We start from the raw sequence: 14,545 nt of genomic DNA on the forward strand, positions 1-14,545 counted from the left end.
CGGGCCGCCCCCCCCCCCGCCGCCGCGCCGCGCGCGCGGGGCCCCCCGCGGGGCGCCCGGCCCCCCCGCCCCCCCCCGCCGCGTTCTCAGGCCTTCTTCAGGGTGAAGTCGGTGGTCACGGTTCCCTTCTTGGCGACCTTGACGGTGGCCACTGTCGGGGCGTAACCGTCCTTGGCGACGATCACGGAGAGGGGGTTGTTCCGGGCGTCCAGCCAGAGGGCGTAGTGGCCGTCCTTGTCCGTGATCAAGGTGTACGAGGATGCCCACGAGTCGATCTGGACGGTCGCCCCCTTGAGGGGAGCCGTGGTTCCGGTGGACGACTTGCCGAGCACCGTTCCGGTGATCTTGCCCCAGGTGTTCGGCGGGGCCACCGTCATGGTGACGGGGACCGGAGCCACCGGGTACGGGGTGGTGGCGGAGATGCCGATCGCGGCCGTGAACTCACCCGGCTGGGTGATCTCGTCGACCGAGGACTTCACCGTCACCGCGACCGAGACACTGTCCCCCGGAGCGAGTTTGAACTCCGAGGAGCCCAGCGCCAGCCAGCTGACGTCCGAGCCCCCGGTCTGGTCGTAGCCGGCGAGCAGTTCGACGGCGGTGGACGGGGTGCTGGGCGCGTTGGCACCGCCGACCTTGTAGAAGCCCGGGGCGCCACCGCCGCGGTAGGTCGCCACATCGGCGTTGGGCAGGGCCGACCAGGTCCCGGCGTCCGGGTCGTAGGCGTACCCCGCGTTGGTGAGAGCTCCTCCGCTGACGCCGGAGGAGATCAGCAGCAGACCGTTGGCCGCCGTGGAGGACGAGGCCCACAGGGTCTTCGGCATGTCCGGCAGGGCGGACCAGGAGTCGGCTGCCGGGTCGTAGGCGTATGCGGACTTCAGCTCGCCGGCGCTGTTGGTGCCGCCGGAGCAGTACAGCAGCCCGCTGATGGCGCCGCAGGACTCCCAGGCGACGTTCTCGGGATAGTTCGCCGCGGTGGACCACGAGTTGGCCGACGGGTCGTAGACCGTCACCGAAGTGGAGCCGCAGGCGGTGGTGCAGCCGCCGACGGAGTAGAGCTTGCCGTCGAGGACGGCTGAGCCGGAGCCCGCAAGCGGCGCCGGTGAGGAGGCACCGGTCGTCCAGGTGTTGGAGGCGGGGTCGTAGATCTCCAGTTTGGCGTCCGGCGCCCCGCTTGCGCCCCAGCCGCCGGCGATGTACAGCTTCCCGTTGATGAAGCCGCGGGCCGGAGCCTCGCGGGTGTCGGCCGCGTCGGCCAGCTTCGTCCAGCCGTCCGCCGCGTCGTAGGAGTACAGCGAACGGGTGTCGTCCGTGCCGTCGTAGCCGAACGCCGAGTAGATCTTGCCGTTGCCGGCGACGACCGCGTTGTCCATGATGGCGTCGGGCAGATCAGCCACGGTCTGCCAGGCGTCGCCACCCTCGGCCGGAGCGGCCGCGGCCCCGGCCGACCTGCCGGCCCGGCCCTTCGCCGACAGAGGTGAGTAGTCCCCCTTCTTGCTGATCAGCGGCGCACCCGAAGCGGCCGGCGTGACGGTGCCTGCCTGCTCGGCCAGCTTGACGGTGGCGTCGGCACCACCGGTGTTCTTGATCGTGACGGTCCTGGCCGCCGAACCACCCCAGGCGACCGGGGCGTTCACCGCGGCCGGGGTGACCTTGAGACGGCCGGCCTTGAGGGAGAAGTTCTTGGTCACGGTCGAGTCGGCGGCGAGGGTCACGGCTTTGGAGAGGCTGGTGTACTTGGGTTTCGCGGCGGTCAGGGTCTGCTTGCCGGCCGGCGCGAAGGCCCAGTAGAAGCCGTCGCCGAGCGCCGCGTCGTCCGGGGTGGCGGCCGAGGTCGTGCTCACGGCGCCCTCGCCGGTGCCGTCGAGCGTGCCCCCGGTGATGCCGTCACCGGTGTTGGCATCGGTGACCTGCCCGACGACAAGTCCACCGGGGACGGTCGACAGGCTGCGGGAGCCGATGAACACGTCGTCGAGCTGCCACCACCAGCTGAACTTGCCGGTGAAGTGGAACCGCACCCGGACGTCGGACTTGCCCGCGTAGTCGGTGAGCGCGACGGTGATCTTGGAACCCGTGACAGCGGTGGTGTGCGAGGAGACCGTGGACCAGGTCGTGCCGCCGTCCGAGCTCACCTCGACGTCGGCCTTCTGGCTGGAGTAGGGCTTGTAGCTGGTCCGGTAGCTCAGCTCGGGCAGATCCACGCCCGAGAAGTCGTAGGACGGGCTGGTCAGCGTGGAGTTCTGGATCTTGCCGCTGCCCGCCTTGTCGCTGTCCACGATGGCGAAGGCACCCTTGCCGCCGGTGGTGTTGGAGCGCTTGCCCGGGTCGTCGAACTGCCAGCCGCCGGTGGTGCCTTCGGCGTTGTCGACGGTCCAGCCCTCGGGAGCCGACGTGGTCGAGTCGAAGGGCTCGGTGGTACCCGCGTCCGTCACCGTGTACCCCGCTGCGGTTCCCGCCCAGGCGTCGACCGGCAGGCTCACGGGGGCGGAGACCGCCGAGTCGCCCACGGTGATGTCCTTGGTGGCGCTGTGGTAACCCGGGTAGTTGCTGGTGACCTTGAGGGAGTACGACTTGCCGGCCGGGAGGTCGACCGCGTAGGCGCCGGTGCTCGGGTCGGTCATGACGGGCGCGCCCGGCATCCCCTCGACGCTGACCGCCGCGTAGAGCGGCCAGCCGTGGCCGGAGCCGTCGGTGACCTTGCCGGAGACGGTCCGGGTCGGAACCGGGGCGAGTGAGAGGGCCTTGGTAACCGAGCCGCCGTCGGTGATCTCGATGCCGGAGACGGTGGCCGTGGTGTAGCCGTATGCGGCGACTGTCAGGTCGTAGGTGCCGGGCGTCAGAGTCAGCGCGTAGGTGCCGTCCGCTCCGGACGTGGCCTGGGAGTCACCCGCGGTGATCTCCGCGCCCGCGACCGGGTCGCCGGTAGCGCTGCTGGTGACGGTGCCGCTCAGCACGCCGTGCGGACCGTTGCGGAAGGCCTGTACGCCGTTGGGAGTACCGAGTCCGGTCGGACCGTCCCAGCCCGTACCGGCGGTGCACAGCTTGGCCGGGGTGCAGGAGCCGTTGTCGCCGTCGACGACGTCGTTCAGACCGCTGCCGCCGGCCGCGTAGGGGTAGGCGGCCGGGTAGGAGCCCGCGGTCGGCGTGCCGGCCGCGGCGTACACACCGGCGATGATCGGTGACGAGGCGCTGGTGCCGCCGTAGACGGCCCAGCCGTCGCCGCCGTAGGTCTGGTAGACCGAGACACCGGTCAACGGGTCGGCGACCGCGGCGACATCGGAGACCGCGCGCTTGGCGCAGTCCGTGCCGGTGCTCTCCTGCCAGGCGGGCTTGGTCTCGTAGACCGAGCAGCCCGAGCCCGGGCCGCCGTAGCTGTTGAACCAGACCGACTCGGACCAGCCACGGGTGGTGGAGGAGTCCTGCTCCAGCGCGGTGCCGCCCACGGAGGTCACGTACTGCGACGCCGCGGGGTAGGAGACGCCGTAGGCGCTGTCGCCCGAGGAGGCGACCACGGCCACACCCGGGTGGTTGTAGTGGGCGTCGAAGTCGGTGGTCTCCGACGGGTCCTCACCACTGCCCGGAGTGCTGGAGTAGCCCGTGCCGTACGAGTTGGAGACGTACTTGGCGCCCTGCGCGACCGCTTGGTCGACCGAGGCGCCCATGTCCTCGAAGCTGGCGGAATCGGCTTCGACCAGCACGATCTTCGCGTACGGCGCGGCCGCCGAGACCATGTCCAGGTCGAGCGAGATCTCACCGGCCCAGCCGCTGTCGGCCTGCGGGTAGTCGGTGCCGCCCCGCTGGTCGACCTTCTTGAAGCAGCCGTTGTCCGTGGTGCAGGCGGGCAGTCCGTACTGCGCCCGGTAGACCGCGAGGTCCTCCTCGGCGGTCGGGTCGTCGTAGGCATCGACGATGGCGATCGTCTGGCCCGCCCCGCCGTCGGCCGACAGGTTGTAGGCGCCCTGGAGCGCGGTGGCGCCCCACCCGCTCGGGGTGGCGGCGCTGGGCTGCACACCCTCCTTCGCCGCCACGTCGGTACGGCGCAGCGCGAAGCAACGGACCTCACCGGGGCCGGGTTCGGCGCAGGAGGCTTCCACGGACGGTTTGGTGCCGAGGTCGGAACTGGCGGGGGCCGCCGCGGTCGCCGCGGGAGCGGTGAGTCCCATCACGGCGATGGCTGAAGCGCTGGCCAGGGCGGTCAGCCCGGTCCAGGTCGATCTCCTGCGTCTGAGAGTCGGACGGGATATGCCGGTGACAGACAATTGCGTGTCTCCCATGTGATGCACGGGTCGACCACACGCTTTACAGGTCGACGGCGAATCGTTTTCGCCGTCCACCACTTAGTCGGCATTCGAGAGGCATATGTCAATGACGCAATCGTTAATGATTTATTTCCCTGCGGTCTGAAGGGGGTCATTTTCGAGCGAATCGAGAGAAAAGGGCGCCCGGGCGTTTTCAATGGTCTAGGCACCGGGCTTCACGCCCCTGTTCCTCCAGGCGTCCAGGCCGGCGCGCGGTGGCGTCCAATGCGCGCCATTTGGGCCCTGTTCAGCTCATTGTGAGGAGCGGCGGGCCTCCTGGCGGGTGGTGCAGGACCGTCGGCGGCCGAGCGGTGTGCGGAAGGAAGGGAGTCGAAACCCGCCAGGGTGCAGGGTTCGATTCCAGCCGTCCGGGAAGGCCTTCTGGCCCCGCCGATCTTGCCTGGTGGCTCCGACCGGCTCCTTTGTCGGGGGGCGGTGGGTCCGAGGGATCGCTTTAGGACAAGATCTGTGTAAGTTGCACCGGTGTGATGAATTTCTGCGTACAGGCATGAATGGAAAAGGTGACTCCGCTTTGCCGGTTCTGCAGGCCGGATAGGTGTCGGATGGAAGTCCGGCTGAACGGCAGGGGGTATCCGGAGGTTTATCTTCAGCAGTTCGGTGCATATACCGGCAGGGTTCGAAAGGTAAACCAGGGCCAGTGGTCTTCCATCCGGAGGGGCGGGCCCATGTCGGCCGGGGTGTGGGGCCCGCTGTGCCGGGGCTTTCCCGTCGGTCGTCGCGGCGGCCGGCGTCGGCGCGGAGGCAGAGCTCGCTTGCCGCTTAGAGGTCTAGACAACCTTGGTGTCAAGCGCTCAGGCCCCGAACGGGCCGCGGGCGCCGTGAGGCTTCACCGGTCGGGGCTTCACCGGTCGGGGCTTCACCGGGCCCGGCCCTCCGGGCCCGGCCCTCCGGGCCGGCGGCTGCCGGTCCCGGTGGGACCGCCGGAAGGCGAGAGCGGCCCCGCCCCTACGCCGATTCGCGGCGGATCAGCTCGGTGGGCAGTATGACGGCGGCCGGGTCCTCCCCGCCGATCTGCGCCAGCAGCACCCGCACCATCTCGGCGCTGATCCGGTCCCAGGGCTGGCGGATCGTCGTCAGCGCCGGACGGGAGGCGAGCGCCGCGGGGGAGTCGTCGAAACCGCCCACCGCGACATCCTGGGGCACCCGGCGCCCGGACCTCTCCAGCGCCGCGAGCACGCCCTGCGCCATCAGGTCCGAGGCGACGAACACCGCGTCCAGGTCGGGGGCCCGCTCCAGCAGCAGCCCGGCGGCCGCCTCGCCGCCCGCCCGGCTGTAGTCGCCCGGCACGATCAGCGCGTCGTCGGCGGGCAGCCCGCAGTCGGCCAGCATCTCGCGGTAGCCGGCGAGCCGCTCCACCCCGCCCGGGGTGTCCAGCGGGCCGCTGACCGTACCGATCCGGCGGCGCCCCGACTCGTACAGGAAACGCACCATGTCCCGGGCGCCGTCCCGGTCGTCGGCCGCCACATAGCTGACCTTCGACTTCTGCCCGAGCGGTTTCCCGCAGGAGACGAGAGGGACACCGGCCTCGTGGAGCTGCGCGGCGACCGGGTCGCCGGAATGGCTGGAGACCAGCAGGACCCCGTCCACGTGGCCGGCGATGTACCGCATGTTCCGGCGGCGCTCCGCCTCCGTGCCGGCGATCATCAGCAGCAGCGGGATGTCGTGCGCGGCGAGCGCGCTCGTGCAGCCGCGCAGCAGCACATTGAAGTTCGGGTCCTCGAAGAACCGCTCCTGGGGCTCGGTGAGCAGGAACGCCACCGAGTCCGAGCGGCCCGTGATCAGTGACCTGGCGTGGCGGTTCACCGTGTAACCGGTCTTGCGGATGGCGGTGTTGACCGCGTCGAGCGCGGACGGGCTGACGTTGTGACCGCCGTTCAGCACCCGGGAGACCGTGCCCCGGGAGACGCCCGCCTCCCGCGCCACGTCATGGATCGTGGGCGGCCGTCGGCGTCCCGTACCGGTCTGTTCTGTGCGGCTCATGGTGCGTGATCTTTCATCAAGTGACGTCCTGGCGGGGCCCGTCAGGACTTTACGGCCCCGGAGAGCAGGTCGAGGCTCCAGAAACGCTGGATGACCAGGAACAGGGCGATCAGCGGGACGATCGCCAGCAGCGCCCCCGTGATCACCAGCGTATAGAGGGCCGGGGTGTTGGAGCCCTGCTGGAGCAGGGTGAACAGCCCCAGGGTGACCGGGAACTTCTCGTCGTCGCCGAGCATGATGTACGGCAGCAGGAAGTTGTTCCAGATCGCGACGAACTGGAAGAGGAAGACCGTCACCAGGCCCGGCAGCATCATCGGCAGCGCGATGGTCCGGAAGATCCGCCACTCGCCGCCGCCGTCCATCCGCCCGGCCTCGATCACATCGCCCGGCACGGCGGCCGCCGCGTAGATGCGGGCCAGGTACACCCCGTACGGGGAGAGGATCACCGGCAGCATCACCGACAGGTAGGAGTCGGTCAGGTCGGCCTTCGCCATCAGCAGGTACTGCGGCACGGCGAGGATCACCGGCGGCATCAGCACCCCGGCGAGCAGGATGTTGAAGATGCTCTCCCTGCCGCGGAAGCGGTACACCGCCAGCGCGTACCCCGAGACCGCGGACACGCCCGTGGACAGCAGCGCGCCGACACCCGCGTAGAGAGCCGAGTTGGCCATCCACTTCCAGTACACGCCGTCCCGGTACGCCGAGAGATCGGCGATGTTGTCCGCGAAACCGGAGCCGGGCAGGAAGGTGAAGGTGGAGAACAGCTCGCTGCCGGACTTGGTCGAGGCGACCAGGATCCAGGCGACGGGCAGCAGGCAGTACAGAGCGCCGAGCAGCAGGGCGGCGGTCGGCACGACGGCGAACCGGCGCGGGGCCGCGGGCAGCGGCCTCGGGTGCGGCGTGGTCACTGGGAGCCTCCCTGCTTCGTACGGGAGTTGGCCGCCTTGAGGAAGCCGAAGGACAGGGCCAGGGTGGCGACGGCGATGATGACCGCCTGGGCGGCCGCCGCGTAGATGTCGTTGTTGACGAAGGCGTCCTGGTAGACCTTCATCAGCGGACTCCAGGTGGTCGAGAGGGAGTTGGTGAGCGGCTTCAGCGTCGTCGGCTCGTTGAACACCTGCAGGGTCGCGATGATCGAGAAGAAGAACGTGAGCACCAGTGACGGCGCCACCATCGGGATCTTGATCCGGAGCGCGATCTGCAGCTGGGAGCAGCCGTCGAGCCGGGCCGCCTCGAAGATCTCGGCGGGAATGGCCCGCAGAGAGGTGTAGATCACGATCATGTTGAAGCCGGTGCCGCCCCAGACCGCGATGTTGGCCAGGGCCAGGTAGAGCGGTCCGCCGTCGAGCAGATCGGGCTGCGGCAGACCCGCCTTGTCCAGCAGGAAGTAGAACGGACTGACGTCGGGCAGGTAGAGGAAGCCCCACATCAGGGCGGCGACGACGCCCGGGATGGCGTACGGGAGGAAGATCGCCAGCCGGGTGAAGCCGCGCAGCCGGAGCCGTTCGGTGTCCAGGAGCAGGGCGAAGAGCAGGGCGAGGCCCAGCATCACGGGGACGACGACCGCGCCGTAGCCGAGGATGCGAAGTGCCCCGTGGAGCAGCTCCGAGTCGGAGAGCGCGTCGGTGTAGTTGGCGAACCCGGCCCAGACCTCCCGACGGGCGCCCTTGCCGAGACCCAGGCCGCTGACCTCGGTCCGGCGGAAGCTGAGCTGGAGTGCGTAGCCGATGGGCAGGGCGAAGAAGAGCAGGAACAGCACGGTGGCGGGGATCAGGAAGACGTACGGGGCGCTCTTGACCCCGTACGGCTTCCGGCGGCGTGCGCGAGTCACTCGGAGACTCCGAAGCCCTGCTTCTTCAGGTCGGCGACGGTGGCGTCCTGCATCGCGGTCAGGGCCGGGGCGAAGTCGGACCTGCCCTTGGCGGCCTCGGCGAAGTTGTCCTTGAAGGCGGTGTAGGCGACGTTCACGTTCGGGCCCCAGGCCGCGGGTGCGGTGCCCTTGGCGATCTCGGCGGCCGCGGTGTAGAAGTCCGGCTGGTTGGCGAAGTAGGCCGGCGGCTTCGCGAGCGCGCCACCGGTCTGGGCGGCCGTGGCGGCGGGGTAGATGCCGCTCTCCTTGACCAGTGCGGCGAGCGCGGCGGGGTCGGTGTTCAGCCACTTGGCGAAGGTGGCCGCGGCCTCCTTGTGCTTCGAGTCCGTGGTGACCGCGGTGGAGGAGCCGCCCCAGCTGCCGGTGACGTTCTCGCCGGACTTCCACTGGGGGAGCGGGGCCATGGCCCACTTGCCCGCGGTGTCGGGCGCGGCGGTGGTGAGGGTGCCCGGTGCCCAGACCGCGCTGACCCAGGCGATCTGCTTGCCGGTGTCGAGCGCCTTGTTCCAGGCCGGGGTGTACATCGGCTGGTTGTCGATGGCGCCCTCCTTGACCAGACCGCCCCAGAAGCTCGCGACCTTCTGCGTGGCCGGGTCGTCGATGGCGACCTTCCACTTGTCGCCGGAGGTGGTCCACCACTGGGCGCCGGCCTGCTGGGCGAGGCCCGCGAAGAGGCCTGAGTCGTTCGAGGAGAAGGTGGTGAGGTCCTTGTCCGGCGCCTTCTTCTTCAGCGCGCGGGCGGTCTCGGCGAACTCCTCCCAGGTGGTGGGGACGGAGAGCCCGTACTGCTTGAACAGGTCCTGGCGGTAGTAGAACATCAGCGGGCCCGAGTCCTGCGGCAGCGCGTACAGGGCGTCCGAGCCCAGTGTCGCCTGCTGCCAGACGCCGTCGGCGAACTCGCCCTCGGCGTCGCCCGCCTCCTTGGATATGTCGGCCAGCACGTCGTTGGAGACCAGGGTGGGGAGCGCCTGGTATTCGGCCTGCACCAGGTCGGGGGCCTTGTGTGCCTTCGCCGCGGTGATGATCTTGGTGACCAGGTCGTCGCCCGAGGCCTGCTTCTTCACGGTGACCGTGATGCCGGCCTTCTTGCCCTCGCCCTTGTTCCAGATGTCCGCGACCTTGTCCAGGCCGGGGGCCCAGGCCCAGTAGGTGAGCGACGCGGGGCCGGAGGCGGCCGGGCCGTCGCCGCCGTCGTCGTCCGACGAGCCGCAGCCCGTGAGCAGTGCGGTGGCGGCGAGCACGGCGGCCGAGGACGCCGCGACGATGCGGTACTTCATGGATGTCTCCCCTGACGAGAAGCGAGGGTGCAGCGCTGATGTGCGCTGTGAGCGTTCACAGTAGAGAAACGAAACCGACACTTGTCAATGGTTGATGCTGTGCGGTTATGTTGGCTCTGCGCCACCGAGAGTGTGTGTGCACGTTCCCAGAAAGTTGTACCGAAGAGCCCAGGAGACGCCCATGCCGCACACCCCTCGCGCGACTGCCCCGCAGGGTCTGCACCAGCTGGCATTCGGAGGCGACTACAACCCCGAGCAGTGGCCCGAAGAGGTGTGGCACGAGGACATGCGCCTCATGCGGGAGGCCGGCGTCACCATGGTCAGCGTCGGGATCTTCTCCTGGGCGCTGCTGGAGCCGGAGCCGGGCCGCTACGACTTCGGCTGGCTCGACCGGCTCCTGGACCTGCTGCACGTCAACGGCATCCGCGCCGACCTCGGTACCCCCACCGTCGCGCCGCCCGCCTGGTTCTACCGGGCGCACCCCGAGGCCCTGCCGGTCAGCAGGGACGGGGTCCGGTACGCCTTCGGATCACGGGGCGCGATCTGCCACAGCAACCCCGACTACCGGGCCGCCGCGGCGAACATCACCGAACAGCTCGCCCGCCGGTACGGCAGCCACCCGGCCCTCGCCCTGTGGCACGTCCACAACGAGTACGGCGTCCCGGTCAGCGCCTGCTACTGCGACAGCTGCGCCGGCCACTTCCGCCGCTGGCTCTCCGCCCGCCACGGCAGCGTCGAGGCCGTCAACGAGGCCTGGGGCACCGCCTTCTGGGGCCAGCGCTACCGCAGCCTCGACGAGATCGACCCGCCCCGCGCCACTCCCACCGTCGGGAACCCCGCCCAGCAGCTCGACCACACCCGCTTCGCCGACGCCACCATGCGCGAGAACTTCTGTGCCGAACGCGACATCCTGCACCGGCTCGCCCCCGGCATCCCCGTCACCACCAACTTCATGACCGCCCTCAGCCAGTGCGACTCGGTGGATTACTGGGCCTGGGGACGTGAGGTCGACCTCGTCACCAACGACCACTACCTGATCACCGACGGCCGCCGCACCCATGTCAACCTCGCCATGGCCGCCGACCTGACCCGCTCGGTCGCGGGCGGCGCCCCCTGGCTGCTCCTGGAGCACTCCGCGGGCGGCGTCAACTGGCAGCCCCGCAACCCCGCCAAGCGGCCCGGCGAGATGGCCCGCAACAGCCTCGCCCATGTCGCCCGCGGCTCCGAGGGCGCGATGTTCTTCCAGTGGCGGCAGTCGCTGCGGGGCGCGGAGAAGTTCCACTCGGCGATGCTGCCGCACGCCGGCACGGACTCCCGGATCTGGCGCGAGGTCTCGCGCCTCGGCGCCGATCTCGGTCTGCTGGACGGGATCCGCACCACCCGGACCGTCGCCGACGTCGCCATGGTCTGGGACTGGCAGTCCTGGTGGGCGCAGTCCCTGGAGTGGCGCCCGAGCCAGGACCACGACGCCCGCGAGCGCGCCGACACCTTCTACGCCTCGCTCTTCGACCGGCACCTCACCGTCGACTTCGCCCACCCCGATGCCGACCTGTCCGGCTACCCCCTGGTCGTCGTCCCGGCCCTGTACCTCGCCACCGAGGAGTCCGGCCGCAACCTCCGCCGGTACGTGGAGGGCGGCGGCACGCTCGTCGTCTCGTACTTCTCCGGAATCGTCGACGCCGATGACGCCGTGCACCCCGGGCCGTACCCGGGCGCGCTCAGGGACGTACTGGGGCTGACGGTCGAGGAGTTCTCCCCGCTCGCCGCGGGCGGCACCGTCCGTCTCATCACCCCGGAGGGTGCGCCCGAGGGCCCCGAACTGACCGGTGACCTCTGGTCGGACGTCGTGATCCCGCGCGGCGCCGAGACCATGTGGTCGTACGCCGACGGCATCCCGGCCGGCCGGCCCGCCGTCACCCGCCACCGCCTCGGCGAGGGCACCGCCTGGTACGTCTCCACCCGCCTGACCGGAGCCGACCTGGACGCCGTCCTCGACCGGGCCTGCGCCGACGCCCGCATCGCCCCCCGCACCGGCCTCCCGTACGACGTCGAGGTGGTCACCCGCACCGGCGCCGGCGGCACGTACCTCTTCGTCATCAACCACACCGGGGGCGAGGCCAAGGTGCCCCTCGACGCCCCCGGTACCGAACTCCTCACCCAAGAACCGGCCACGGGCCACCTCGCCGTCCCGGCAGGTGCCGTCCGTGTGGTCCACCTCGACGGCTGAGGTGCACGACCGCTCCTCCCCATGCACTTCCCGCGCAAGGTCGAAGGGACATCGACGATGTACGGAACGACGCACGGCAAGAAGAGAACGGCGGTGCTGGCGGCCTCGCTCTCCGGCCTCCTGCTGGCCGCACTCCCGGCCCAGGCGGCCACGACCGCCACCGCCCCCGCCAACACCGGTTTCGAGTCCGGCGGCTCCGGCTGGTCGACCTACTCGGCCGGCGGGCAGAACGCCGCCTCCTTCACCGAGGCGGGCGGCCACAGCGGCAGCACCCGGCTCAGCCACTGGTCCGCCTCCGCCTACAAGGTGGAGACGTACCAGTACCTCACCGGCCTCACCGGCGGCACCTACACCCTGAGCGCCTGGGTCCGCTCCGGTGGTGGCCAGAACTCCGCGTACATCGCCCTGCGCAACTGCGGCAGCGCCGAACAGCGCACCGACCTCCCGCCCACCGCGAACGGCGCCTGGATCCGTCTCGTCACCTCGGTGAAGGTCACCGGCGGCTCCTGCACGATCAGCCTGAACTCGGACGCCCACGCGGGGGAGTGGGCCAACTTCGACGACATCACCTTCACCCCCGGCTCCACCGGGCTGACCGTGAAGGGCGGTGACCTCTCCGCTCTCCCCAAGAACGAGGCACACGGCGCCGTCTACCGCAGTGCGAGCGGCACCACCGGGGACGCGATGGGGCTCCTGAAGTCCGCCGGGATGAACTACGTCCGCCTCAAGGTGTGGGTGAACCCGGCCGACGGTTACAACGACAGGACCCACGTCCTGGCCATGGCCAAGCGCGCCAAGGCCCTCGGCATGAAGACCCTCGTCGACTTCCACTACTCCGACGCCTGGGCCGACCCCGGCAAGCAGTACAAGCCCGCCGCCTGGTCCGGCCACGGTTACACACAGCTCAAGAAGGACGTCTACGACCACACCCACGACGTGCTGGCGGCCCTCAAGGCACAGGGCACCACTGCCGACATGGTCCAGATAGGCAACGAGACCAACGCCGGAATGCTCTGGCCCGAGGGGTCCACCGACAACTGGTCCCAGCTCGCCGGCCTGCTCACCTCCGGCGCGAACGCGGCGAAGGCCGTCTCCTCCGGCACGAAGGTGGCCCTGCACCTCGCCAACGGCGGTGACAATGCGGGAACCCGCTGGTGGTTCGACAACGCCGTCGCGTACGGCGTGCCCTTCGACGTCATCGCGCTCTCGTACTACGGGTACTGGCACGGCCCGCTCAACGACCTCCAGACCAATCTCGACGACGCCGCCTCCCGGTACGGGAAGCCGGTGCTGGTCGCCGAGACGGCCTACGCCCACACCCTCGCGGACGCCGACGGCCTGGAGAACAACATCGCCACCGCGGACCAGCTCGTCACCGGATACCCCGCCACGCCGGCGGGCCAGGCGGCCAACCTGCGTGACGTGATGAACGTCGTCGAGGCCGTACCCGGCGGCCGGGGACTGGGTGCCGTGTACTGGGAGCCGGCGTGGACCGCCGTCAGCGGCAGCGGCTGGGACCCGGCCGACCCCGCCTCCGGCAACGCCTGGGAGAACCAGGCACTCTTCGGCTACGACACGAAGCTGCTCCCGGCAGCGACCTGGTTCTCCCACCGGTAGGGAACGGGATCAGGGAGGGCCCCAGGGCTCCGCCCGTCCTCCGGGCGGACGGTGCTTGCCCGAGGCGCCCTACGGCTGCGGGGTCCCGTCCAGCGGGGCCCCGTGCCACTTCCACGACGTCACGCGCTCGCGGCCCGGCAGATCCGCACGGCCGGTGGACCACAGCAGCACGGTCCACCGGTCCTCGTCGGCCGGGGCGTCGGGGAAGAGCCGGGCGAGCACCCGGTCGCACAGGTCCTGGGGCGGGGCGCAGGAGAGCGACAGACCGGCAGCGACGTCGTACATGTGCACGAGGGTCTCCACGATGCCCATCGCGGCGAAGCCCTCCGGGTCGGAGACGCCGTAGGAGTGGAAAGAGCGGACATCGGGCGAGGCCGTCCGCACCATCGCGGACAGCAGCGCGCCGCTCGCCTCCAGGGTCTGGAGCAGCCCCGCGGTTCCTGCCTCCGGGTCCGCGGAGATCGCGTTCCAGGGGCCGCCCTCGCGGTCCGGAGCCCAGCGATAGGGCACGTCTCTCTCCAACGAGGGCTTGCGCGGGCCGAGTTGTACGGCGTACGCGAAGAGGTCGTCGCTCAGATGCTCCACGGTCTCCCAGCAGTCCCAGGCGAGCGTGCCCGCAGGAATGTGCCAGTCCTCTGCCGGCGACTCCGCGAGCGTGTCCACCGCCAGCCGTACCGCCGACGTCACGTCGTCCGCGGTGACCGGCAGCCGCGTCCCGGTCAGTGCCGCCCTCTCGCGCGCGCTGCACTCCACACAGAACTCGTTGCCCTCCGGATCCGCCAGGGTCACCCAGCCCCGCCCGTTCGGTTTGCGGTGGTCGGCCACCAGGGTGGCGCCGAGGGAGAGCAGCCGCTCGACCTCCTCGTCCCGGGTGCGGTCGGGCTGGATGTCGAAATGGACCCGGTTCTTGGTGCTCTTCGGCTCGGGCACGGTGACGAACAGCAGGGCGGCCCCGGGGGACTCGACGAGCGCCTCGGGGTCACCGGGGAAGTCGTCGTCGGCGAGGGAGGAACCCAGCACCTCGGCCCAGAACGTGGCGAGCTTGTAGGCGTCGGCGCAGTCGACGGTGACGTGGTGTACGTGTGAAGTCATGGGGTCACTGTCTCGGCTGACCCGTGCCGAGGTCCAGCGAGTTGAGCGCCGGGGGCGCTCACATGGGCCGGCCGGTGCAAGGCGAAGCTCGCGTCGCTCCCGGTCACCGGCTCCGGCCTGGCGGAGGGCCGTGCCAGGACTCGTGTGTTCCGAGGCCCGCACGACG

At 70.3% G+C, this 14,545-nt stretch carries 8 protein-coding genes; 2 read left to right on the top strand and 6 right to left on the bottom strand.

Translation table 11 applies throughout. The features are described 5' to 3' along the window. Positions 1-86 precede the first annotated feature (86 nt). From ABZ434_RS28280 to ABZ434_RS28300, 5 genes are all read right to left on the bottom strand, one after another. Positions 87-4,160, bottom strand: coding sequence for a carboxypeptidase regulatory-like domain-containing protein (locus ABZ434_RS28280; RefSeq protein ID WP_359142510.1), 4,074 nt, complete (start codon positions 4,158-4,160; stop codon positions 87-89). A 1,101-nt stretch (positions 4,161-5,261) separates the two neighbouring features. Next, on the bottom strand, positions 5,262-6,296 hold the full coding sequence (locus ABZ434_RS28285) for a LacI family DNA-binding transcriptional regulator (protein WP_359142512.1): 1,035 nt from the start codon (positions 6,294-6,296) through the stop codon (positions 5,262-5,264). 41 nt (positions 6,297-6,337) lie between these two features. After that, positions 6,338-7,204: a carbohydrate ABC transporter permease gene (locus tag ABZ434_RS28290; RefSeq protein WP_359142514.1), complete on the bottom strand. Its 867-nt coding sequence runs from the start codon at positions 7,202-7,204 to the stop codon at positions 6,338-6,340. After that, entirely contained in the window at positions 7,201-8,127 is a 927-nt protein-coding gene (locus ABZ434_RS28295; RefSeq protein WP_359142516.1) for a sugar ABC transporter permease, read from the bottom strand. The genes ABZ434_RS28290 and ABZ434_RS28295 overlap by 4 nt, the downstream gene beginning before the upstream one ends. Continuing rightward, positions 8,124-9,443 carry an extracellular solute-binding protein gene (locus ABZ434_RS28300; RefSeq protein WP_359142518.1) on the bottom strand — a complete coding sequence of 440 codons (1,320 nt, stop codon included), beginning with the start codon at positions 9,441-9,443 and terminating at the stop codon, positions 8,124-8,126. The genes ABZ434_RS28295 and ABZ434_RS28300 overlap by 4 nt, the downstream gene beginning before the upstream one ends. 181 nt (positions 9,444-9,624) lie before the next feature. Between ABZ434_RS28300 and ABZ434_RS28305 the strand changes: the two genes are divergently transcribed. Further along, positions 9,625-11,670: a beta-galactosidase gene (locus ABZ434_RS28305; RefSeq protein ID WP_359142520.1), complete on the top strand. Its 2,046-nt coding sequence runs from the start codon at positions 9,625-9,627 to the stop codon at positions 11,668-11,670. A gap of 57 nt (positions 11,671-11,727) precedes the next feature. Beyond that, the gene (locus tag ABZ434_RS28310; RefSeq protein ID WP_359142609.1) at positions 11,728-13,287 is read left to right on the top strand and encodes an arabinogalactan endo-1,4-beta-galactosidase; all 1,560 of its coding nucleotides are present in this window, start codon (positions 11,728-11,730) and stop codon (positions 13,285-13,287) included. 69 nt (positions 13,288-13,356) lie between these two features. Here the strand turns inward: ABZ434_RS28310 and ABZ434_RS28315 are convergent, their stop codons facing one another. Further along, entirely contained in the window at positions 13,357-14,379 is a 1,023-nt protein-coding gene (locus ABZ434_RS28315; RefSeq protein ID WP_359142522.1) for a VOC family protein, read from the bottom strand. Positions 14,380-14,545: the final 166 nt, after the last annotated feature.

The organism is Streptomyces sp. NPDC005761, from assembly GCF_040630635.1.
In the GTDB taxonomy this organism is placed as follows: domain Bacteria; phylum Actinomycetota; class Actinomycetes; order Streptomycetales; family Streptomycetaceae; genus Streptomyces.